At 43.7% G+C, this 20,622-nt stretch carries 21 protein-coding genes and 1 pseudogene; 14 read left to right on the forward strand and 8 right to left on the reverse strand.

The features are described 5' to 3' along the window. Nucleotides 1-76 precede the first annotated feature (76 nt). Genes glmS through ribBA form a run of 7 tightly spaced genes read right to left on the reverse strand, consistent with a single transcriptional unit; the run spans nucleotide 77 to nucleotide 6,806 of the window. Complete coding sequence (gene glmS / locus AC4CVD_RS00005; protein WP_490751643.1) at nucleotides 77-1,915, reverse strand: glutamine--fructose-6-phosphate transaminase (isomerizing); 1,839 nt, start codon at nucleotides 1,913-1,915, stop codon at nucleotides 77-79. 12 nt (nucleotides 1,916-1,927) lie between these two features. Further along, nucleotides 1,928-3,292: a bifunctional UDP-N-acetylglucosamine diphosphorylase/glucosamine-1-phosphate N-acetyltransferase GlmU gene (gene glmU / locus AC4CVD_RS00010; RefSeq protein ID WP_490751644.1), complete on the reverse strand. Its 1,365-nt coding sequence runs from the start codon at nucleotides 3,290-3,292 to the stop codon at nucleotides 1,928-1,930. Nucleotides 3,293-3,312: 20 nt separating this feature from the next. Beyond that, on the reverse strand, nucleotides 3,313-3,834 hold the full coding sequence (locus AC4CVD_RS00015) for a phosphatidylglycerophosphatase A family protein (RefSeq protein ID WP_004983912.1): 522 nt from the start codon (nucleotides 3,832-3,834) through the stop codon (nucleotides 3,313-3,315). Further along, the gene (gene thiL / locus AC4CVD_RS00020; protein WP_078389412.1) at nucleotides 3,812-4,729 is read right to left on the reverse strand and encodes a thiamine-phosphate kinase; all 918 of its coding nucleotides are present in this window, start codon (nucleotides 4,727-4,729) and stop codon (nucleotides 3,812-3,814) included. The genes AC4CVD_RS00015 and thiL overlap by 23 nt, the downstream gene beginning before the upstream one ends. 12 nt (nucleotides 4,730-4,741) lie before the next feature. Continuing rightward, the gene (gene nusB / locus AC4CVD_RS00025) at nucleotides 4,742-5,197 is read right to left on the reverse strand and encodes a transcription antitermination factor NusB (RefSeq protein ID WP_004983920.1); all 456 of its coding nucleotides are present in this window, start codon (nucleotides 5,195-5,197) and stop codon (nucleotides 4,742-4,744) included. Between the two features lie 4 nt (nucleotides 5,198-5,201). Beyond that, nucleotides 5,202-5,672 carry a 6,7-dimethyl-8-ribityllumazine synthase gene (gene ribH, locus AC4CVD_RS00030; RefSeq protein WP_004684294.1) on the reverse strand — a complete coding sequence of 157 codons (471 nt, stop codon included), beginning with the start codon at nucleotides 5,670-5,672 and terminating at the stop codon, nucleotides 5,202-5,204. Between the two features lie 18 nt (nucleotides 5,673-5,690). Then, the gene (ribBA, locus tag AC4CVD_RS00035; RefSeq protein WP_490751646.1) at nucleotides 5,691-6,806 is read right to left on the reverse strand and encodes a bifunctional 3,4-dihydroxy-2-butanone-4-phosphate synthase/GTP cyclohydrolase II; all 1,116 of its coding nucleotides are present in this window, start codon (nucleotides 6,804-6,806) and stop codon (nucleotides 5,691-5,693) included. Between the two features lie 518 nt (nucleotides 6,807-7,324). Between ribBA and AC4CVD_RS00040 the strand changes: the two genes are divergently transcribed. Beyond that, nucleotides 7,325-8,719 carry a methylenetetrahydrofolate reductase C-terminal domain-containing protein gene (locus AC4CVD_RS00040; protein ID WP_279045234.1) on the forward strand — a complete coding sequence of 465 codons (1,395 nt, stop codon included), beginning with the start codon at nucleotides 7,325-7,327 and terminating at the stop codon, nucleotides 8,717-8,719. 2 nt (nucleotides 8,720-8,721) lie between these two features. On the opposite strand, the gene AC4CVD_RS00045 is transcribed toward AC4CVD_RS00040, so the two are convergent. Continuing rightward, nucleotides 8,722-9,387: an epoxyqueuosine reductase QueH gene (locus tag AC4CVD_RS00045; protein ID WP_279045233.1), complete on the reverse strand. Its 666-nt coding sequence runs from the start codon at nucleotides 9,385-9,387 to the stop codon at nucleotides 8,722-8,724. 376 nt (nucleotides 9,388-9,763) lie between these two features. Here AC4CVD_RS00045 and AC4CVD_RS00050 point away from each other — a divergent pair, with 376 nt between their 5' ends. The 13 genes and pseudogenes from AC4CVD_RS00050 to AC4CVD_RS00110 all read left to right on the forward strand — a co-directional run bounded on the left by AC4CVD_RS00050 (nucleotide 9,764) and on the right by AC4CVD_RS00110 (nucleotide 20,615). Further along, nucleotides 9,764-9,886, forward strand: coding sequence for a hypothetical protein (locus AC4CVD_RS00050; protein WP_004684300.1), 123 nt, complete (start codon nucleotides 9,764-9,766; stop codon nucleotides 9,884-9,886). 64 nt (nucleotides 9,887-9,950) lie between these two features. Then, the gene (locus AC4CVD_RS00055; protein WP_490751649.1) at nucleotides 9,951-10,979 is read left to right on the forward strand and encodes an IS701 family transposase; all 1,029 of its coding nucleotides are present in this window, start codon (nucleotides 9,951-9,953) and stop codon (nucleotides 10,977-10,979) included. Between the two features lie 709 nt (nucleotides 10,980-11,688). Then, nucleotides 11,689-12,606 (forward strand): LysR family transcriptional regulator, encoded by a 918-nt coding sequence (locus tag AC4CVD_RS00060; protein ID WP_004684302.1) that lies wholly within the window; start codon nucleotides 11,689-11,691, stop codon nucleotides 12,604-12,606. A 144-nt stretch (nucleotides 12,607-12,750) separates the two neighbouring features. Continuing rightward, the gene (locus AC4CVD_RS00065; protein WP_279043620.1) at nucleotides 12,751-13,371 is read left to right on the forward strand and encodes a beta-ketoacyl synthase chain length factor; all 621 of its coding nucleotides are present in this window, start codon (nucleotides 12,751-12,753) and stop codon (nucleotides 13,369-13,371) included. Next, nucleotides 13,365-14,176, forward strand: a pseudogene (locus AC4CVD_RS00070) (lysophospholipid acyltransferase family protein). The gene AC4CVD_RS00065 and the pseudogene AC4CVD_RS00070 overlap by 7 nt, the downstream one beginning before the upstream one ends. Further along, complete coding sequence (locus AC4CVD_RS00075) at nucleotides 14,160-14,420, forward strand: phosphopantetheine-binding protein (protein ID WP_005012584.1); 261 nt, start codon at nucleotides 14,160-14,162, stop codon at nucleotides 14,418-14,420. Before AC4CVD_RS00070 ends, AC4CVD_RS00075 begins: the two are co-directional and overlap by 17 nt. A gap of 9 nt (nucleotides 14,421-14,429) precedes the next feature. Beyond that, nucleotides 14,430-14,678 (forward strand): acyl carrier protein, encoded by a 249-nt coding sequence (locus tag AC4CVD_RS00080; RefSeq protein ID WP_004684310.1) that lies wholly within the window; start codon nucleotides 14,430-14,432, stop codon nucleotides 14,676-14,678. After that, on the forward strand, nucleotides 14,675-15,229 hold the full coding sequence (locus tag AC4CVD_RS00085; protein WP_114836461.1) for a COG4648 family protein: 555 nt from the start codon (nucleotides 14,675-14,677) through the stop codon (nucleotides 15,227-15,229). Before AC4CVD_RS00080 ends, AC4CVD_RS00085 begins: the two co-directional genes overlap by 4 nt. 76 nt (nucleotides 15,230-15,305) lie before the next feature. Next, nucleotides 15,306-16,967, forward strand: coding sequence for an ApeI family dehydratase (locus tag AC4CVD_RS00090; RefSeq protein WP_114836462.1), 1,662 nt, complete (start codon nucleotides 15,306-15,308; stop codon nucleotides 16,965-16,967). Nucleotides 16,968-16,981: 14 nt separating this feature from the next. After that, entirely contained in the window at nucleotides 16,982-17,716 is a 735-nt protein-coding gene (locus AC4CVD_RS00095; RefSeq protein WP_114836463.1) for a glycosyltransferase family 2 protein, read from the forward strand. Nucleotides 17,717-17,733: 17 nt separating this feature from the next. Beyond that, nucleotides 17,734-18,648: a lysophospholipid acyltransferase family protein gene (locus AC4CVD_RS00100; protein ID WP_114836464.1), complete on the forward strand. Its 915-nt coding sequence runs from the start codon at nucleotides 17,734-17,736 to the stop codon at nucleotides 18,646-18,648. Between the two features lie 5 nt (nucleotides 18,649-18,653). Continuing rightward, nucleotides 18,654-20,186 (forward strand): HAL/PAL/TAL family ammonia-lyase, encoded by a 1,533-nt coding sequence (locus AC4CVD_RS00105; RefSeq protein ID WP_114836465.1) that lies wholly within the window; start codon nucleotides 18,654-18,656, stop codon nucleotides 20,184-20,186. A gap of 9 nt (nucleotides 20,187-20,195) precedes the next feature. Then, the gene (locus AC4CVD_RS00110) at nucleotides 20,196-20,615 is read left to right on the forward strand and encodes an acyl-CoA thioesterase (protein ID WP_078426098.1); all 420 of its coding nucleotides are present in this window, start codon (nucleotides 20,196-20,198) and stop codon (nucleotides 20,613-20,615) included. Nucleotides 20,616-20,622: the final 7 nt, after the last annotated feature.

Here is a 20,622-nt window from a genome sequence, read left to right on the forward strand (position 1 = left end):
ACTAAGTATGATTATTTATTACCTAGTATTTAACTTTATTACTCAAAAACAACAACACCAGCCTTTATTTAAATAATTATTCTACAGTGACCGATTTAGCGAGGTTTCGAGGTTGGTCGACATCCGTACCACGAAGAACCGCAACATGATAAGACAGCAATTGTACAGGCACGCTATAAACAATTGGAGCTAGTATTGGACTGATGCTTGGTACATAAACCACATGCTGACGGTCTTTGGCTTTAATGCCACTATTTTCATCGGCAAAGACAAAGAGTTCACCACCACGGGCTTGAACCTCTTCCATATTGGATTTGAGTTTATCGAGCATGTCATCTTTCGGTGCGAGAATGACCACAGGCATGTCATTGTCGACTAAAGCGAGCGGACCATGTTTAAGTTCACCTGCGGCATAGCCTTCAGCATGGATATATGAAATCTCTTTGAGTTTTAACGCCCCTTCAAGTGCGATCGGGAAATTCGTGCCACGACCTAAGAATAAGCAGTGCTGCTTCTCTACGAAGAGTTCAGATAAACGTAAAATTTCAGGGTCATTACGTAAGGTATCTAAAATTACTTTAGGGGTATGCCAAAGTTCAGCCGTAATATCAGCCACATGCTGTACAGAAATGCTCTTCTTGACTGTACCGATTTTTAGGACCAATAACATCAGTGCTGCAAGCTGCGTGGTAAACGCCTTGGTCGATGCTACACCAATCTCAGGACCCGCCAGTGTAAGCAAGCTATGATTGGTCTCACGTACCATAGATGATGTTGCGACATTACAAATAGTCATGGTGGTGATGTCAGCACCTTTTGCTGCAGCACGCTTTTGGGTATCACGCAGTGCGGCTAAAGTATCAGCGGTTTCACCAGACTGTGAAATGCAGACATAAAGCGTGTGATTGACAATGACAGGGCTGCGATAGCGGAATTCGCTCGCAATTTCTACTTGGCACGGTAAATCAATCAGTTGTTCAAACCAATATTTGGCAATCATCCCTGCATGGTAGCTGGTCCCACAGGCAATGATTTGGATTTGCTGAATTTTTTGGAAATCAGCGACTGCATTGGCAAGAAAATCTTCACGCAGTGCATTGCCATCTAGAGCTTGAGAAATGGTTTGTTGAATCGCTTCGGGTTGCTCATAAATTTCTTTGAGCATGTAATGCTTATATTCACCTTTAGATGCATTGCTGACGGCAGCATCTAATTCTTTGATTGGGCGCTCGACCCGTTGACCAGCGACAAAAACTTCAATGCTATTGCGGGTTAAACGAGCAATATCACCTTCTTCAAGGTAAATAAAACGATTGGTAATAGGTAGTAAAGCCAATTGATCTGAACTGATAAAGTTTTCGCCAATACCGACGCCAATGACCAAAGGTGAACCTTCACGCACGGTAATCAGTTCATCGGGATGGTCAGTATGTACAATACCTAGTGCATAAGCCCCTTTAAGCTGAGGCACGACTTGTTGCACAGCTTCCAGCAAGCTTGGAGTTGACTTTAAAGCATCCTTCACCAAGTGAGCGACCACTTCAGTATCGGTCTGTGAGGTAAATACATAGCCTAAAGCTTCAAGATCATCTTTAAGTTCTTGATAGTTTTCAATAATGCCATTATGGACTACAGCAACATCGCCTGAAATGTGCGGATGTGCATTATCTTCAGTGGGTTTACCATGGGTTGCCCAGCGGGTATGCGCAATACCCAGAGAACCGATAATATTGGATTGATTAACGGCTTCTTCTAAATTTGAAACTTTACCGACACGTCTTTCGCGTAAAACTTGACCTTGATTGACCAGCGCTAAACCCGCAGAGTCATAGCCGCGATATTCAAGGCGCTTTAAACCTTCAATTAAAATATTGGTAATACTACGTTCTGCAACGCCACCGACAATACCGCACATAATTTAATCCTCTTATTTCTTCATCTTTTGTGGACGTTGATAGTTTTCTTTTTCAACTTGCTTAGAGCGTTCTACCGCTAAACTATTCTCTGCAACATCACGGGTAATGGTTGAACCTGCGCCGACGGTTGCCCCATTGCCAATCGTGACAGGTGCAACCAATGAGCTGTTGGAACCAATAAATGCAGCATCACCAATGATAGTTTTAAATTTATTTGCACCATCATAATTACAGGTAATGGTCCCAGCACCAATGTTCGAGCCTGCACCAATTTCAGCATCACCTAAATAGGTAAAGTGGTTGGCTTTTGAACCGAAGCCAATGCTGGTGTTTTTGACTTCAACGAAGTTACCAATATGCACTTCAGCCGCCAGTTTTGCACCTGGGCGTAAACGAGCAAAAGGACCAATCTGCGCATCTTCACCAACCATAGCATTATCAAAGATGCTATACGGCTGAACTTTTGTACCTGCTGCGATCTTGGTGTTTTTGATGATACAACCTGCACCAATTTCTACATGGTCGCCGAATTCACATTCGCCTTCAATAATCACATTGATGTCGATGCGTACGTCTTGCCCAACGGTTAAATTTCCACGAAGGTCAAAGCGACTAGGATCAATTAAATGCACACCTTGCTGCATGAGCTTTTTGGCTTGATCGGTTTGGAATTGGCGTTCTAATGCGGCGAGCTGAATACGATCATTCACTCCTTCAACTTCGAAGGCTTGTTCAGGCTCCACCGATGCGACTTGCATCCCATCAGCTAAGGCCATTGCTACAATATCAGTCAGGTAATATTCACCTTGCGCATTGTTATTGCTGAGTTTAGGTAACCATTCGTGCAATTTGGCATTGCTAACACAGTAAATACCTGTATTAATTTCTTTAATCTGATGCTGCTCTGTGGTCGCATCCTTATGTTCAACAATCGCCTGAATCTGACCATTCTCACGAACTATACGCCCATAACCTGTTGCATCGGCTAAAGTTAAAGTCACTAGACCAATGCCTGTCTCGGCAGTTGCATTGAGTAATTTTTGTAGTGTGTTTTGAGAGATGCAAGGTACATCGCCTGATAAAATCAGTGAGCTGCCTTCCTGCGGAAGGACTGGGAGTGTCATTTGCACTGCATGACCTGTTCCGAGTTGCTCAGCTTGTTCCACCCATTCAATCTTTTCATGAGTAAACGTTTCTTGAACTCGTGCACCGCCGTGGCCATAAATTGTAATAATATTGGCTGCATTTAATTTTTTTGCAGTGTCGATGACATGACCAAGTAAAGGACGTCCTGCAAGTGGTTGTAGTACTTTGGGTAAAGAAGAACGCATACGTGTTCCTTTACCTGCAGCAAGAATAATAACAGTCGTTGACATGTTGTAATCCTAAAAATGGCCTAAGCCACAGTGAAATAAAAATAAATCCAAATACAAAGTGCAGCCCATAGTCCTGCAATCAGGTCGTCGAGCATAATGCCAAAACCACCTTCGACTTTTTGGTCAATGACACGAATCGGCCACGGTTTCCACACATCAAAAATACGAAATAAAATAAAACCCAGCAGCAGCCAGAGCCAATTCATTTGCCCTAAATACAGGACAGGCAAAAAGGTGATGGACTGGCCAGCAAACTCATCCCAGACAATACGCCCATCATCATGTACGCCCATCACTTTGGCAGTATGCCCACAGATATAAATGCCAATCAGAGACATGAGGATGATGGCAATAATGGTGTTCGATAAGCCAATTGCAAGCCAAATCGGGACGAACAGCAGCGCGAAGGCAGAACCAAAGGTACCCGGTGCTTTGGGTGCTAACCCTGAGCCAAACCCTACACCGCAAAACACGATGAAACGGTCATACCAAGACATCTGACGAAAGAGGATAGGGGGCTTATGCAAAGTGTTGATATCCATTAAATTGCAAGGAATGGTCTAAGCCATTTTGTTGAAAACGCAGACCACTTTCGGCATCAATTTTTCCAATCACACTGATGCTGCTATGGTTTTGTTGTTGCAAAAGTTTTTCATAATTCTGCGGGCTTATTGTAAAGCATAACTCATAGTCATCGCCACCCGCCAAAGCATATTGCCATTGTTGTTCTCGTGTTACATCTTGTAGAGCAGTATTGATTGGCAATTGATCAAGTTGTAGGGTCGCGCCCACATGGGATGCTTTTAAGATATGACCGAGATCTTGTGCTAAGCCATCTGACACATCAATCATACTATGCGCCAAACCTTTGAGTGCTTGACCCAGTTCACAGCGTGGGGTGGGGTAGTCTAAACGTCGTTGGAGAGGGTGCCCCAAGTGTTGCAAGGCAAAAGCAGCATCGCCGACAGTGCCACTGACACAAATCAAATCACCCACTTGAGCGGCAGAGCGAGTAACGGCTTGACCGATATCGACCCAGCCCAGTGCAGTCACGGAAATGGTGAGATGTGGGCTTTGGGTGGTGTCTCCACCAATTAAACTCACGCCAAATTGATCACAGCAATCATATAAACCCTGACTAAAACCTTTGAGCCAGTCATGATCAATTTGGGGTAAGCTCAAGGCCAATAAAATACTCTGAGGTTTCGCACCCATTGCGGCGATATCAGATAAATTGACCGCGACAGATTTCCAGCCAATCGCATGGGGGCTGGTATCAAGCGGGAAGTGACGTCCAGCAACCAAGGTATCGGCACAAATGACCAATTGTTGCTGCGGTGGCGGGGTGAGCAAGGCTGAGTCGTCACCGACGCCTAAATCGACAGAATGAGGACTCTTACGATTAAAATAGGTATCAATGATCGAAAACTCAGCCATACAACAAATCTACTACTGTGAGTTCGCTTGTTGCTTTTCTGCTGCACGTAAAGTTGTTGCTAAACGATCTAATACACCATTGATGTATTTATGGCTGTCTGCACCGCCAAAATGTTTAGCAAGCTCGATCGCTTCGTCTAAAACCACGCGATATGGAATTTCAAGGTGTTCCTTGAGTTCATATGCGCCTAAACGGAGGGTCGCAAGTTCAACGCCGTCAAGCGCAGAAACTTCGCGATCAAGCACAGGAATTAAGAGCGCATCCAATGCTTCATGATTGGCAACCACTTGGGTTAACAATTCATGATAATAGCTCAGATCCACTTTGTGCATGGCATTTTCCACACGCGTACGTGCTTCGATCTCATGGACTGGATTGTGGCTCATTTGCCATTCGTAAATTCCTTGTACAGCAAAGCGACGTGCTTTACGTTTTGCTGCATAAGTTGCTTGCAATGTTTGCGACATAGCGTTAAATAGCCTTTAACAAGTTAACCATTTCAATTGCAGTAAGAGCAGCTTCGCCGCCTTTATTACCTGCTTTTGTACCCGAGCGTTCAATCGCTTGTTCAATACTGTCCGTAGTCAATACACCATTAATCACTGGAAGACCAGATTCTAGGCCAACCACGCCTAAACCTTTGGCACATTCACCTGCAACAAAATCGAAGTGCGGTGTGCTACCACGAATCACAGCACCTAGTGCAATGATGGCATCGAAGCGTTCAGACGCCACTAATTTTTTAGCCACGACAGGAAGTTCCCACGCGCCTGGTGCATGAACAACAGTGATATTATCCTCTGATACACCATGACGTTTCAATGTATCAATTGCACCTTCTAATAGATGTTCGACAACAAAACTATTAAAACGACCCACTAAAATCGCATAACGGCCTTCGCTAGCGAGATGTAACATACCTTCAATACGGCGAATTGCCATAGCAACCTCGATGATTTTTTAAGTTATTTGATGTGCGGTGATATATTCCACCACTTCTAAATTAAACCCAGAAAGTGCATTAAAGCGTAAAGGTGAGCTCAAAAGCTTCATCTTTTCTACGCCTAAATCACGTAAAATTTGTGCGCCCACCCCAATTGTTTGGTACTGCTGAGATAAAGCAGCATTGGATTTGGTTGGTTTTGGTGCTGTAAGGCTGTCTAGGGCTGGGCCTAAGTCTTGTAAATGACGCTGACCAATCCAGACTAAAACACCACGATCGCTACTTGCGATTTCTTGCAGGGCCTTGTCGAGATTCCATGCTGGCTCACCGTCTTTTTTGTTGAGCTTGAGCAGGTCACGAACAGGGTTGAAACCATGGACACGAACGGTGGTTACCCCTTCTTTTGGTTCACCTTTCACCAAGGCCAAGTGAATATCTGGATTGCCTAATTCGCGGTAACGATATAAGTCAAATGTCCCATATTCGGTATCAATGCTTTGCTGATCAATACGTTCAACTGTTTGCTCGTTGGTCATACGATAGTGAATCAGATCCGCGATAGTGCCAATTTTTAAACTATGCTTTTCAGCAAAAATTTCAAGATCGGCACGGCGCGCCATCGTGCCATCTTCATTGATGATTTCACAGATGACCGATGCAGGCTCTAGACCCGCTAGGCGAGATAAATCACAACCTGCTTCGGTATGACCTGCGCGGTGTAGAACGCCACCAGGCTGCGCCATCAATGGGAAAATATGTCCTGGTTGAACGATATCTGATGGTTTTGCATGTGCCGCTACAGCCGTTTGAATGGTATGCGCACGTTCCGCAGGTGAAATCCCTGTAGAAATACCTTCTGCCGCTTCAATGGAGAGCGTGAAGTTGGTGCCATGTTGTGCGCCATTGGCATCGACCATCAATGGAAGATTCAATTGTTTACAGCGATCACGGCTGAGCGTTAAGCACACCAAACCACGTGCGTGGGTGATCATAAAGTTGATGTCTTCTGCGCGAACATGGGTCGCTGCGATAACTAAATCACCTTCATTTTCACGATCTTCGTCATCCATCAGGATGACCATTTTACCTGCACGGATATCTGCAACTAGCTCTTCAACGGTATTGAGCGGCATCAACCTTCACCTTCATCGTTGTCGCCATGGACGACATATCATTTGTTTTCATTGGCACATAGTTTAAGCTTTTTTCAGGCTTTTGCCTATGTGCGAATCATTTCCTTGAGTCGTCCATTGTTATACACAGTCAGCCCCAGCTTGAAAAGATGCCTTTATTTTAAAAAGCTGAAATGTGCTTAGTCTTTAAGCGATTGAAAAGCATAAAAAAGAACAATCTTATCGAAAATAGATCAATCGGCTTAGTGAATAGGTGGTCTAGACAAATGTTGTGCTATGGGCGGCGTGTGGTTGAGCGTTGGAGTACCTTCTTTTTTGAATTTGACCATCAGGTTCAGTTTTAGCAGGGTACTGCAACTAATGAATCAGACCGGGGTGGATATTTGCGTTCACTCATCGGGTGGAGGATGAGTCAAAAAATATTGAATATGCCGAGTGAATAATCAGACGATTCGTCATCTATTTTTGATTTGTACTATAATTCTTCTTTTTTAATCCTCTGGATTATTTCTTCTGTGATGTCCCTACTTGCTCAATATTTTGCACAGCAACAATTTTGCGTATTGGTTGAATACTTAAGCTCGCACCAAGCCCAGTGGCCTGTGAAAGCTCAATTTGCAGGTTTTCCTGCGGCTATGACTCTGGCTGATCGGGTGCATGCGGATGATGATGAAGCGCCTTTGCAAGTCGCCAAACAGTATCCACAAGAGATTGAAAAAGTCATTCACTTTTCGGGGAAGGCACGGGATATACAAGACTTTGAGCAGTTTTTACAAGATGCAAAAACACAGGGTCAAAAGAACTTGTTGCTCTTAACGGGTGATAAATTAAAACAGCACCACTATAGCCATGATCTAGAACCCCGAACACGTTATTTAGAGTCCGTGAATGCTGTCATGGAAGCCAAACGCCAAGGCGGTTTTCATATTGGTGTCGCGTTTAATCCGTTTAAATATGCTGAAGCGGAAAAAGAGGCGCAATATTTAAAACTGCATAAAAAGATGAAAGCAGGGGCTGATTATGTGATTACCCAATTGGGCTATGACATGGCTGCTTTACAGGATGCGCATGCATTTTTAGCGCGGCATCAGTATGCTCAGAAAATTTTAGCCTGTGTCATGCCACTAACCTTGGCGCGGACCAAGTTTATGTTGAAACATGAAGTGGCCGGCATTGTGATCACCCCGCATATGTTGCAGGTGTTGCAACAGGAAAAAGAACAGGGTTTAAGTGATCGCGTTTATGTGCGCTGCGCATTACAGATTCTAATGTGTCGACATTTGGGTTTTGCGGGGGTGCATTTATCAGCTTGCCATCAGCCTGAAGAACAAAGCTTACTGGAAAGCTATATTGAAGAATATAGGCACTTGAGTTTTGCTGAGTGTGAACGACTTTGGAATACGCTTTGGCAGGTGCAAACCGGTACAGAGTTTCATCCGAAGCTGGCTTATTATTCACGGCCTGCGACATCGAGTCAGATTATTAAGTATCAACATCTGCATTTGATGCATGATGCTTTATTTGAATCTAAATTGGCCAAAGGGGTGGGGCGGTTTATTTTTAATTTCAATGTTTGGGATCGCTCGCGTGCCAAACAAGCATTACTGAAAACAGAACATTTGAGTAAACATGCGGTGGTGGGCTGTGAGAGTTGTGGTCAATGCCGTTTAGGTGAGACTCTGTATATTTGCCCTGAAACTTGCCCCAAAGGCTTGGCCAATGGGCCCTGTGGTGGAACAAGCTTAGACCGCTGTGAATTTGGTGACCGTGAATGTATTCACTCCGTCAAAGCACGCTTAGCCAAAGCCGTTGGACAAACAAAGATATTAAAAGAAAAACTGATTCCGACCGTGTCGATTGCGGTGCGTGGAACCAGCTCTTGGAAAAATTGGTATGTGGAGGCTGCTAGCTGAAATCAGCTGTCCTGATCCATGGCATTGGAATAGAACTTTTGTCCGAGTTTGATGCGTTCACGGCCTTGGCTCATGCGCCAACGGTTGCTATCCCGCAGTGAATACACACAGCCGCAGTACTCTTGTTGATAAAACTCTTCACGTTTGCTGATGTCCAGCATGCGTACCGCACCGCCATGTTTGCGCCAGTTGTAGTCCCAGTAGTAAATGCCTGCATAATGTGAAGCAGAACGGTGGCCACACTCATTGATCTGCTGCATATTCTTCCAACGGGAAATACCGAGAGAGCTGCTGATCAGGCTAAAGCCATGTTCTGCCGCATATAATGCTGTCCGTTCAAACCGCATATCAAAACACATGGTGCAACGGATCCCTTTCTCTGGCTCATTTTCCATACCTTTGGCACGTGCAAACCAGTTGTCTGTGTTGTAATCACAGTCAATAAAAGGAATGTGATGTTTTTCTGCAAATCGAATATTTTCTTCTTTGCGAATTAGATATTCCTTCACGGGGTGAATGTTGGGATTGTAAAAAAAGATGGAGAAATTGATACCTGATTCAATCAGGGTTTCCATGACTTCACCTGAGCAAGGTGCACAGCAGGAATGCAAGAGCAGTTTGTCATGACCTGTGGGGAGGCTAAGTTTCTGACGTTCGAGCTTCGACATATTGAATGGTTTTTATCTATTTAAACCAGACAGTTTAAAACGTCTAACGAGTGGATCAACGGCGATTGGATGAAGAATTCTCAGGATGAGCTGATGAATTTTCATGATTAAAATCGACTTTGGTAGATGATGAAGACCTACTTTGAGCGCTGTAGATGAGTAGAGAGAGAACATTTGAGAGGCCCAAACTTGCATAATGGAACGAGATTCGTCATCATTTACACAAAGGGTGTTTAACAGTTGTGTTAGATAGGTATTCGTTGAAGGCGGGCCACTTCAACAGCAAGAAAGAGAGTATCTAGCTGTGCTTCATTTTTTTACTACGCCTTCTAATAAGGAATTGGAGTGTCGTCATAACTTTCAGTATGAGACCGATATGCGTTTGATCCAACGCTGTAAATTCCTTGAAGATCAAGATGAGAAAAAAGCCATTCAACATCTTTTAAAAGAACGGGGTTATACCAAAGCTGAGATTTTAAAGCTCACTATTGATGGTTAAATCTAAGATAGGACTTACGCATTGACGGATTCAAAAAAGTATTAAAATACTTTATAAAGTATCTGTGATCAGACGAATTAAAAATGCTTCTACAGCAACTTGTACTCTACCCATTTATATGGGCTTTCTCATGACAGAACCGAACTCTATTAGCTGCACACAACTTGCCGAGACTTATAACATCTCGCATGATAGTGTAAATCGCTTTCTAGAACGTGAAGACTACACACCTCACGACCTATATCAAGAAGCAATTCAACATATTGATAATAATAAACTTATAGTCAGTATTGATGATACTGTTTTAGATAAACCCTATAGTCAACATATGGACTTGGTTAGCTATTTTTGGTCAGGCAAACACCACCGATCCGTCAAGGGTATTAATCTCATTACCTTGTATGCGACAGATCAGAATGGTCAAAATATTCCAATTAATTTCCGAATTTATGACAAATCTGAAAGTAAAACCAAGAATGATTACTTTATGGATATGTTAAGTGAAGTACTCAGTTGGGGTGCAAAGATTCAATTTATTACAGGTGATAGTTGGTATTCATCGACTGGAAATCTAAAAACCATAAGAAAATATGGTATTCGATTTATGTTTGGTATCGACTGTAACCGTAAGGTTTCCCCAGAAAAAGGACAATGGTTTCAACTGCGTTTATTGCCAAATTTCCATCAGGGTCAAGTGGTCTGGCTCAAAGATTTTGGCTTTGTACAATTATTTAAGACTCAGTTAAAAGAACAGCAGAGGTTTTATATTGTGCATCAAGATGAAGATGATTTATTGTCCTTTGAGGGTTTTCATGAATTACATTCAAGTCATTGGAAAATAGAACAATATCACCGAGTGATTAAACAGGTTTGTCATATTGAAAAGTTTCAAGTAAGACGATCTAAACTGATTTCGAATCATATTTTTTCAGCCTTGATGGCCTATGTTGAGATACAAAAGAACCAGTTTGAGCGGATCTTTGAAAATGTATATCGTTGGCAGAAGAAGTTATTTAGACCAATGATCAAAAACTTCATTGATGACTTTATTCTCGATAAAAATCATCTGCTACCACAGAGAGTCTATAAATAACAGCGCGTAAGTCCTATAAGATTTAAAAAAGCTTCCTATTTTGGAAGCTTTTTTGTTTTTTACATGTTCTGTTTGGCATCGCACCAGTTTGAGAGACAAGCGACTTTTATTCGATGCTTACATAATGCTTCACGTGGAACATAAAAAAGCCTGGAGGCTAGGGCTATACGAAGTTTTACTCGCCAGAGCTTTATGTTTTTTCAGCGCTTTAGCCAGCTCAATTTGAATAGAAGATCAGAATCATCAGTTCTCAATATTTGAACTGAATTTAACTCAGGTACAAGAGCATACTGCTTGCTGTCACATGATTTTGCTATATCAACGTAGATATATCACAAGAGTTCAATGCATGGTCACGATTAAGTAGTACGGTTGGTGGGCTGGATTCGGTCGTTGTACCTCTCAAAAACTGAAGGAATTATGCTTCAATCTACGCATGACCAAGAGATAGCTTTGAAGGCACCTATAGTTATAAAACAAAGCCTTACTTCGATTAGCGTTCATGCATGGATCATGAAGATTATGAATTTGAATGCTTAAATTTTTTCATTCTCTGTAAATGGGGCGAATATTTTCGTTGTAGATCATAAATATTAAAGTGAAATAAACTAATTAAGTATAAAATAAGGTGAGAAAAAATAATCAAATGTCACTTTTATAGGTTAAGCTATACCGTATTCATCAAGATTAAAAAATTGGGCCGTGCCAGATGTTAGAACTCCGCCATTTAAAAACCTTAACCGCTTTAAGAGAGCATGGCTCATTGGTGGCTGCTGCGGGAGACCTATGCTTAACGCCTTCAGCTTTGTCGCACCAGTTGCGTGAGTTAGACCAGTGGTTTGGGGTGGAGGTGGTGAACCGTCGTAGCCGTCCCGTTAGCTTTTCTAATGTGGGACAGCGTTTGTTAAAACTGGCTGATGAAGTATTGCCGCAGGTACAAATTGCACAAAGCGACATCACCCGTATTGTGCATGGTCAAACTGGACGTATTACTTTTTCCTCAGAGTGTCATAGCTGTTTCGATTGGTTAATGCCGTTGTTAAATCAATATCGCCAACAGTATCCCGATGTTGATCTGGACTTCGCTTCAGGTTTTGAGGCCAATCCGCATGAGTTATTGCAGACGGGTGAATTTGATTTATTGATTACGGCCGACCCGATTGCGTTAAAAGGGGTGGAGTATTTCCCGATTTTTGAGTATGAATCGCGTTTGGTTCTATCCAATACCCACCCTTTGGTTCGTGCCAAAGACATTACCGTGCAAGAACTTGCAGAAGAAACCTTGGTGACCTATCCAGTGGATAAGCACCGTTTAGACATTATGTCGCGTCTGTTTATTCCAGCCAATATTCTGCCGAAACAGATCCGTACCACCGACCTCACTCAAATGCTGATTCAACTGGTGGCAAGTGGGCGTGGTATTGGGGCATTACCCGATTGGGTGGTGAACGAATATGAACAGAAGGGTTGGGTGACTTCGCGGCGTTTGGACTGCGTAGCACCTGAAGGTTTGCGTCGTACTCTTTATGCAGGCTATCGTACTGAGGAAAAAGAGAAGGATTATTTCGAAGGCTTTTTAAAACAACTGGATAAATTTGCCAAGAAAAGAACGCAATATTATATCTAGTTGCTCTTGTTTTAAGGAGGAGGATCAGTGTTGCTGCATCCTCCTTTTTTGAACCTATCAGCGCTTGTTATTTTTTGTGAAAAATGTGGCTCAGTGCTATAATTGCGCGCCTGATAATTTATCAACTTTTAAACACTGATCATGATGATGCAACTCCACGTATCCCGCTTGAATATGAGCTTGGTTGATCAAGAATTATCAGCTATAGAACACATTCCTGCGATGCAACGCCGACGCTTATCGCGTCTTGCAAAGCTGGCTTTGAATAGCGTAATGCAGACTTTAAATACCCACAAAGTCGATTATATTGTGTGGGTGTCGCAATATGGCGATGAAGCAAAAACACTAAATATTTTAGAAGATGTATTAAGCGAGCAAACGCCTTCACCGACGCAGTTTTCAACCTCGGTGCATAATGCAATTTCCGGACTTTATTCCATTTTATGTCAGGATGCGACCCCTGCGACCAGTTTGGCGGGTTCGTGGAATGACGGGTTGATTGAAGCCTATGCGTGGCTAAAAACAATGCCTGAAGCTCGTCAGGTTTTGCTGGTGTATTATGATGAAGCCTTGCCAGACATTTATATCGAGCATCAACCATTTGCTGCTTTTGCGATGGCAGCGATGATTTCATTAGCGCCTGCCAATTTGATGTTGACGCCAAAGCATACGGATGCAACGCCAGCCTATCAGCAGGCTTTGGCATTTAACGCATTTTGGGCTAATCCTGAGCAAACTGAATCTGAAGCGTGGACGAAATGCTGAACTTAAATCGAATTAAGCAAAAAGCCAATTATGTCTGGCGCGTAGGCGCGACAGGGTTTAGTTTTGCCAGTTTTGGCTTGGGCGGTGTGGCGATTGGTGGTTTGATTGCACCTCTGGTCAAGCTGAGTTCAGCAGACCCTGAGCTGCGAAAGCAGCGTACTCAAAAGGTGATTAAACACAGTTTTAAAGGTTTCACCGAAATGATGGTGAAACTGGGCATTATGACCTATACGGTTGAAGGTTTAGACAAACTACAGCACAGTCAACAAGAGTTGGTGATTGCCAATCATCCGACACTGATTGACGTGGTGGTTTTAATTGGTTTAATGGAACAAGCAAACTGCGTGGTCAAGCAGGCGCTGTGGTCGAATCCATTTACCAAAGGCCCTGTGCAAAGCGCAGGTTATATTTTAAATGCAGGTTCTGAACAATTTATTCAGGACTGTGTACACAAATTACAGCAGGATCATGCGGCGTCCTTGTTGATCTTTCCTGAAGGGACGCGGACAGCAAAAGGTGAGCAACTGAATGATTTTCAGCGTGGTGCGGCCAATATTGCCCTGCGTGCTGGTGTGCCGATTCGCCCCGTGCTAATTAGCTGCACGCCATCGACCTTGACTAAAAATGAAAAGTGGTATCACATTCCAGAACAGCCTTTTCATATCCATGTGAAAGTGTTGGATGCGATCCGAGTGGAAGACGTATTGGATGATGTAACGGTCAATCCCAAAAATGTGCGTCAATTAAATCAACAATTACAGTGGTTTTTAACCAAGAGTTATCCGTAAATGAGCAATCTTGCTGATGAATTAAAGCAAATGATTATTGATGTCCTCGCCCTTGAAGACATCCGTATTGAAGATATTGATACAGACGCGCCTTTGTTTGGTGATGGTCTGGGTTTGGACTCGATTGATGCTTTAGAACTGGGTTTGGCATTGAAAAAGCGCTATGGCATTCATCTAAATGCAGAGTCTGCAGAAACCAAAGAACATTTTAAATCAATTCAAAGCTTAGTGGCTTTGGTTGAAGCACAGAAAACAGCATAAGAGGTTGCTATGCTTGCACAAGAAACCGTGTTAGAAAAATTACGTGAGTGGATGGAAGAGCTGTTTGAAATTGCGCCTGAAGATGTGCAGTTAGAATCAAACTTAGCTTCAGACCTCGATGTCGACAGTATTGATGCCATTGATTTGGTCGTAAAAATTAAAGAGCTGACAGGTAAACAAGTTAATCCTGAAGACTTTAAAAACGTGCGTACCGTTCAAGATGTGGTGCTCGTGATTCAGAATATGTCGGCTGCATGAACAACATTTTAAAAGGGATAGCAGGGGTCGGATTGATCCTCTATCCTTTTTTTGTGGCTTATGCTTTAGCGCATGGACAGTATGTCTGGGTCAGTGCGGTATTGATTGCACTGGGCGTCTTGCGTCTATTCAGTAGGGGCAATGCCCTGCTGTGGCCATTGACAGGTTTTGCCATTTTATGTGGCGGGCTGAGTTTGATTTTAAAAGATCATGCGTGGCTTAAACTCTATCCTGTCTTTATGAGTCTCGGGGCGTTGTTTATATTTGCCAGCACCTTGATTCGACCGCCTTCGATGATTGAACGTTTTGCACGTTTGGCAGAGCCTAATTTGCCCGAAGAAGGGGTAGAATGGACCCGTCAAGTGACCAAAGTTTGGTGTGGATTTTTCTGCATCAATGCGGTCATTGCCTTGATCACTGTTTTTTTCGCACCAATGAAGATTTGGGTGCTGTATAACGGCTTGATCTCTTATGTCTTGATGGGTGGATTGTTACTGGGTGAGTTTATCTTACGTAAACGTCAACAGCGGCTGCATCAGGCACAGAAATAACAGCATTTCCATCAGGGCAACTTAAACGGTGCCTCGAACTATAGCGATTAGAAATACGGTTTTAAAAACAAATTATATGTCTTGTCATTTTCAACACCATCTGAATTCATCGCGTCCCTTGTGTATTCAGGCGGACTCTAGTTTTGTGTCCTTTCACATTTTTTGGCTGGATGTGGCTGAACAGGCTGCGCAAATTCAGCTGTTGGAACAGCCTGTATGGGCACTTTGGCAAGAAGACAGTTACGAGTTTTTAGTGTTGTTGTTTGCGGCCTTGCAAGCAGGTAAGCAAGTGCTGTTGCCGCCGCATCGGGTCAGCGACTTAGAAAAAGAACTGGCTGAACAGCAGATTTATTTTTTAAAACGTTTGCCGTCGACAGTAGCGTCAACCTTCGAGCTTCAATTTGATGCTGCCTTTTTCAATCAGGCCCAGCTGTATTTTTACACTTCGGGCTCAACTGGGCAGCCGAAAAAAATTCCGCGCAGCTTGCAACAGTTGTTCAATGAAGTCTGTGGTTTGGAAGCCAGTTTTGATTTACCTGAGCAGGCGGTAGCCATTGCCACGGTGAGCCATCAACATATTTATGGTTTGTTGTTTAAGCTGTTGTGGCCCTTAGCCAGTGGGCGCAGTTTCTATCAAAAACAACTGGCTTTTCCTGAGGATGTGGTCGATCTTCAAAAGAAAATTGCCCATGTGCAGTTGCCCAATTATGTAATTTCCAGCCCCGCTTTGTTGAAGCGCTGGACCACAGATGTGGTATTGCAAGACTGTCAGATGGTCTATTCCTCTGGTGGAAAGTTGGATGCGGGTGTGCGTCCTTTGCTGAACCGTCCGATTACGGAAGTGTTTGGTAGTTCTGAAACAGGCGGGATCGCTCACCGTCAGGCAGATGATGCGCTATGGACCCCCTTTGCCAATGTCGAAATTAACTGCGCCGAACAGCAAGAATTAGCCGTTAAAACTAATCATGCTTTTAGCGCGGATTGGATTTTAACTGGGGATAAAGTGCAGGTTGCAGATGTACAGAATCCCAAAAGTCCATTTCAGTTATTGGGGCGTTTGGATCGCATTGTCAAACTCGAAGAAAAGCGTTTAAGTCTCGATGCAATAGAAGCGAAAATCGCTGAGTTGGTCGAAATACAGCAGTGCCATGTTTTAATTCATGAAAAAGAACAGCGTCAGATTTTGGCGGTGGTAGCGGTGCTGACCGAGGATGCTCGGGCGGTTCTCATCGAAAAGGGCAAAGCTGCATTTACCGCACAATTGAAAAAACAATTACAACAGAAGCTGGAAAGTATCGCGATTCCGCGGCAGTGGCGGTTCTTAACGCAAATGCCACAAAATGCACAATCGAAGCTGAATAAACAGTATTTAAAATCACTCTTTCAACCGATGATCTTGCCTGTGGTATTGACGCAGCAATCTCAGGATACGCAGATCAATTATGCTTTGGAATTTATTCCTGAGCTGGAGTGCTTTAAAGGACATTTCCCGAACTTCCCGATTTATCCGGGCGTAGGGCAAATTGGTTTTATCCAGCATTTTGCCAAACAAAACTGGGCGGATTTACTGTGGTGCAATGGTTTTGAACAGTTAAAATTTCAAGGACTGATCCAACCCTATCAAACGGTGGAACTGGTGCTCAGCCGTAAAGCGCATAAGGTCAGTTTTGAGCTGAAAAATCATGACAAAATATTGGCATCAGGACGTTTGCTGTTTGCTGTCCCTTCAGACGTTTAAGCCGAGAGACAAAAATGAAACACTGCTTTGTGATTCCTGTGTATAACCATCCGCATTATTTGTCTGCGTTATTGTCACATTTAGCCTCTTTTGAGTTACCTATCATTATGGTGAACGATGGCAGTGATGCTGCTTGTACGGCAGTGTTACATCAGCTCGCGCATGACTACTCAAGGGTCGATTTGGTTGAACATACACACAATCAAGGTAAGGGGCAGGCGGTGATCACGGGTCTCAAGCATGCCTTTCAATGTGGTTATAGTCATGCCTTGCAATTAGATGCCGATGGACAACATGACTGGCAGGATGTGCAACGCTTTTTAGACACCTCCATCCAGCATCCCGAAGCCATGATTATTGGTCAGCCGATCTTTGATGCGACTGTTCCGAAAAAACGTCTCTATGGCCGTTATGCAACGCATATTTGGGTGTGGATTAACAGCCTGTCTTTTGACATTAAAGACAGCATGTGTGGCTTTCGCGTTTATCCTTTGGCGCAGACGGTAAACATTTTAAATACAGCCAAGTTTCAACCGCGGATGGGCTTTGACTCGGAAATTTTGGTGCGTTTGAAATGGGACTATGTGCCGTTTATCAATCTGCCCACGCATGTGATTTATCCTGAAGGTGGCATTTCACATTTCGATGTTTGGCGGGACAATCTGGGCATGGCACGCGCGCATAGTCGCTTATTGGGTGGCATGCTGCTGCGCTTCCCCAAATTGATTTTTCAGAAAGTCAAAGGCTAAGGCGGTCAGAGAAGCATATGCAGAAATGGAGCGCCGTGAAAGAGCGGGGCGGGATGTTACCGCTGATGCTGATGCTGGGTTTCTACCGTTTGGGTGGGCGCTGGCTGTGCCGAGTCATCTTATACTTTGTGATTTTATGGTATTGGCTCTTTTCCAATACCGCGCGTCAGGCGTCACTGTTGTACTTAAAAAAACTGCATCATTTTGCAGGTTCACAGTCGCCGTTTCAGGCTGAGCCACAGCTGTGGCATAGCTATACGCATTTGATGCAATTTGGCGAATGTATTTTAGATAAAATTGAAGGTTGGCTCGGGCATATTCCTGAGCAAAACTTAAAGCTGCATGGTCATGCGCACTTTCGTTCGCACTATCAAAAAGGTGCGGTAATTGTGGTGTCGCATTTTGGCAATATTGAATTGCTTCGCGCCATCAAAGCAGAGCATCCGCAGAAAATTAATGTGTTGGTCTATCAAAAACATGCCACCAAATTCAATGAATTTTTAAAAAAACTGAATGAACATGCCGATGTTAATTTGGTTTCGGTGGATGAGCTAGGAATCGAAACAGCACTGATTTTGCAGGATAAACTCGATCAGGGTGAATGGGTGATTGTGGCAGCAGACCGCGTACCCGTGCAGTCAGATCGGGTACAATCAGTTGCTTTTTTAGGCGAGCAAGCGCTGTGGCCGCAGGGTGCATGGATTTTGGCCAGTTTGTTGAAAGCTCCTGTATTGGCAGTGTTTTGCTATCGAGTTGATACACATTTTGAAGTGCATATTCACCCAGTGGCGGAGCAGTTAAATTGGCCACGTAAAGAGCGTTTACAGGCCATGCAACAGACCACACGGCAGTATGTGGAACTGTTGGAACAGCATTGCATACGCGCACCCTATCAATGGTTTAATTTTTATAATTTTTGGAATAAAGGATAAGTCTTGTGTTAATTGTTGGGGAAACTCCGCTCAGTATTGAAGATGTTGTGGCTGTAGCGCGTAAAGAAAAACAGGTGGCATTGCCTACCTCTGCTGAATGGACAGCATTGATTCAACGCGGCGCAGATTTCCTTGATCAGCTGTTGCAAGACGAAGGCGTGATTTATGGCGTGACCACGGGTTATGGCGACTCGTGCTTAGTTGAAATTCCAGCCCACCAAGTGCATGAACTACCGCTGCATTTGTCGCGTTTTCATGGCTGTGGCATGGGGCAAAACTTAGACTTAATTACCGCACGTGCTGTCGTGGTGGTGCGTTTATGTTCTTTGGCACGCGGTTATTCGGGTGTCTCCCATGCCTTGTTGCAGCGTTTGGTCTGGATGCTGAATGAAGATGTGATTCCTGTGATTCCCTCGGAAGGTTCGGTGGGTGCCAGTGGGGATCTGACGCCTTTGTCTTATATTGCTGGGGCATTGGTTGGTGAGCGTGATGTGTACTATCAAGGCCAGATCGTACCGATTGCACAAGTGTATGCCGAGAAAGGCTTACAGCCTTTGGTGATGCGTCCTAAAGAAGGTTTGGCCCTGATGAATGGTACAGCGGTCATGACGGCCATCGCTTGCCTGAACTATAAAAAAGCCGAACAGATTTCTTTTGCCAGTACTTTGATTACCGCACTGAATGTTTTGGCTTTAGAAGGGAATCCAAGCCATTTTGATGAAGTGCTGTTTGCACAAAAACCACATCCGGGACAGCAACATATTGCAGCTCAGTTACGTGACTGGTTAAACAGTGAAGTACAAACTGAACACCAAAGTTCACGCTTGCAAGACCGTTATTCATTGCGCTGTGCACCGCATGTGATTGGGGTGTTTGAAGACTCTAAACTGTGGCTGCGTCAGTTTATTGAAAATGAGCTGAACTCAAGCAATGATAATCCATTGATTGATCCTGTGAACCTGCGTGTACTGCATGGTGGACATTTCTATGGTGGACATATTGCCCAAGCCATGGACAGCCTGAAAATTATGATTGCCAATATTGCTGACCTGATGGATCGTCAGTTGGCACAGTTGGTGGACTATAAAATGAACAATGGTTTGCCACGCAATTTAACGGGTTCTAGTCCTGAGCGCTTGCCGTTGAATCATGGTTTTAAAGCGGTGCAAATCGCGGTTTCAGCGTGGACGGCAGAAGCCTTAAAACAGACACTTGCTGCATCGATTTTCTCACGCTCAACCGAATGTCATAATCAAGACAAAGTCAGTATGGGCACTATTGCCGCGCGTGATGCTAGCCGTATCATTACCTTAACCGAGCAAGTGATTGCAGCACTCAGTTGTGCAGCGGTTCAGGCGGTTAAACTCAAAGATGTAGATACAGAACTCAGCCCTGTTTTAACAGCATTTCAACATTGGGTGCTTCAGAGTTTCACCTATGTAGAGGAAGATCGTCCTTTGCAACATGAGCTTCAGGCGCTGGTTAATCGCTTTGAACATTTAGAACTGTTAAACAGCGTTGCTGTTCAATATTCATAGGAAATGAGCATGCATGCTGATGTAATGATTGAGGTGCCTTTTCATGATGTCGATACCATGAATGTGGTGTGGCACGGCCATTATTTAAAATATTTTGAAATTGCGCGTTGCAAACTGCTGGATCAATTTCATTACAACTATAATCAAATGCGCGACTCGGGCTACGCATGGCCGGTGATTGAAAGTCATGTCCGTTATGTACAAGGCATCGAGTTTGAACAAAAAATTCGCGTGCGTGCCATTTTAAAAGAATGGGAAAACCGTTTGAAAATTGAATATCTGATTTTCGATGCGGTTTCGGACAGAAAGTTGACCAAGGGTTATACCTCACAAGTGGCGGTACACATTGAAAAACGTGAAATGTGCTTCCAGTCGCCACAGGTGTTGCTGGACTGTTTAAATGCATGGCCTGAATTTAAAGCGGAGTAATGCAAGC

It is taken from the genome of Acinetobacter sp. LipI_23 (genome assembly GCF_058243045.1).

Coding starts and splice junctions, on each gene's coding strand:
- AC4CVD_RS00060 (WP_004684302.1), top strand. CDS start 11,689: ATGTTAGAACTCCGCCATTTAAAAACCTTAACCGCTTTAAGAGAGCAT.
- nusB (WP_004983920.1), bottom strand. CDS start 5,197: ATGTCGCAAACATTGCAAGCAACTTATGCAGCAAAACGTAAAGCACGT.
- AC4CVD_RS00075 (WP_005012584.1), top strand. CDS start 14,160: ATGAGCAATCTTGCTGATGAATTAAAGCAAATGATTATTGATGTCCTC.
- AC4CVD_RS00050 (WP_004684300.1), top strand. CDS start 9,764: ATGCGTTTGATCCAACGCTGTAAATTCCTTGAAGATCAAGATGAGAAA.
- AC4CVD_RS00040 (WP_279045234.1), top strand. CDS start 7,325: ATGTCCCTACTTGCTCAATATTTTGCACAGCAACAATTTTGCGTATTG.
- ribBA (WP_490751646.1), bottom strand. CDS start 6,806: ATGCCGCTCAATACCGTTGAAGAGCTAGTTGCAGATATCCGTGCAGGT.
- AC4CVD_RS00080 (WP_004684310.1), top strand. CDS start 14,430: ATGCTTGCACAAGAAACCGTGTTAGAAAAATTACGTGAGTGGATGGAA.
- AC4CVD_RS00095 (WP_114836463.1), top strand. CDS start 16,982: ATGAAACACTGCTTTGTGATTCCTGTGTATAACCATCCGCATTATTTG.
- ribH (WP_004684294.1), bottom strand. CDS start 5,672: ATGGCAATTCGCCGTATTGAAGGTATGTTACATCTCGCTAGCGAAGGC.
- AC4CVD_RS00090 (WP_114836462.1), top strand. CDS start 15,306: ATGTCTTGTCATTTTCAACACCATCTGAATTCATCGCGTCCCTTGTGT.
- AC4CVD_RS00065 (WP_279043620.1), top strand. CDS start 12,751: ATGATGCAACTCCACGTATCCCGCTTGAATATGAGCTTGGTTGATCAA.
- AC4CVD_RS00085 (WP_114836461.1), top strand. CDS start 14,675: ATGAACAACATTTTAAAAGGGATAGCAGGGGTCGGATTGATCCTCTAT.
- glmS (WP_490751643.1), bottom strand. CDS start 1,915: ATGTGCGGTATTGTCGGTGGCGTTGCAGAACGTAGTATTACCAATATT.
- thiL (WP_078389412.1), bottom strand. CDS start 4,729: ATGGCTGAGTTTTCGATCATTGATACCTATTTTAATCGTAAGAGTCCT.
- AC4CVD_RS00110 (WP_078426098.1), top strand. CDS start 20,196: ATGCATGCTGATGTAATGATTGAGGTGCCTTTTCATGATGTCGATACC.
- AC4CVD_RS00015 (WP_004983912.1), bottom strand. CDS start 3,834: ATGGATATCAACACTTTGCATAAGCCCCCTATCCTCTTTCGTCAGATG.
- glmU (WP_490751644.1), bottom strand. CDS start 3,292: ATGTCAACGACTGTTATTATTCTTGCTGCAGGTAAAGGAACACGTATG.
- AC4CVD_RS00100 (WP_114836464.1), top strand. CDS start 17,734: ATGCAGAAATGGAGCGCCGTGAAAGAGCGGGGCGGGATGTTACCGCTG.
- AC4CVD_RS00045 (WP_279045233.1), bottom strand. CDS start 9,387: ATGTCGAAGCTCGAACGTCAGAAACTTAGCCTCCCCACAGGTCATGAC.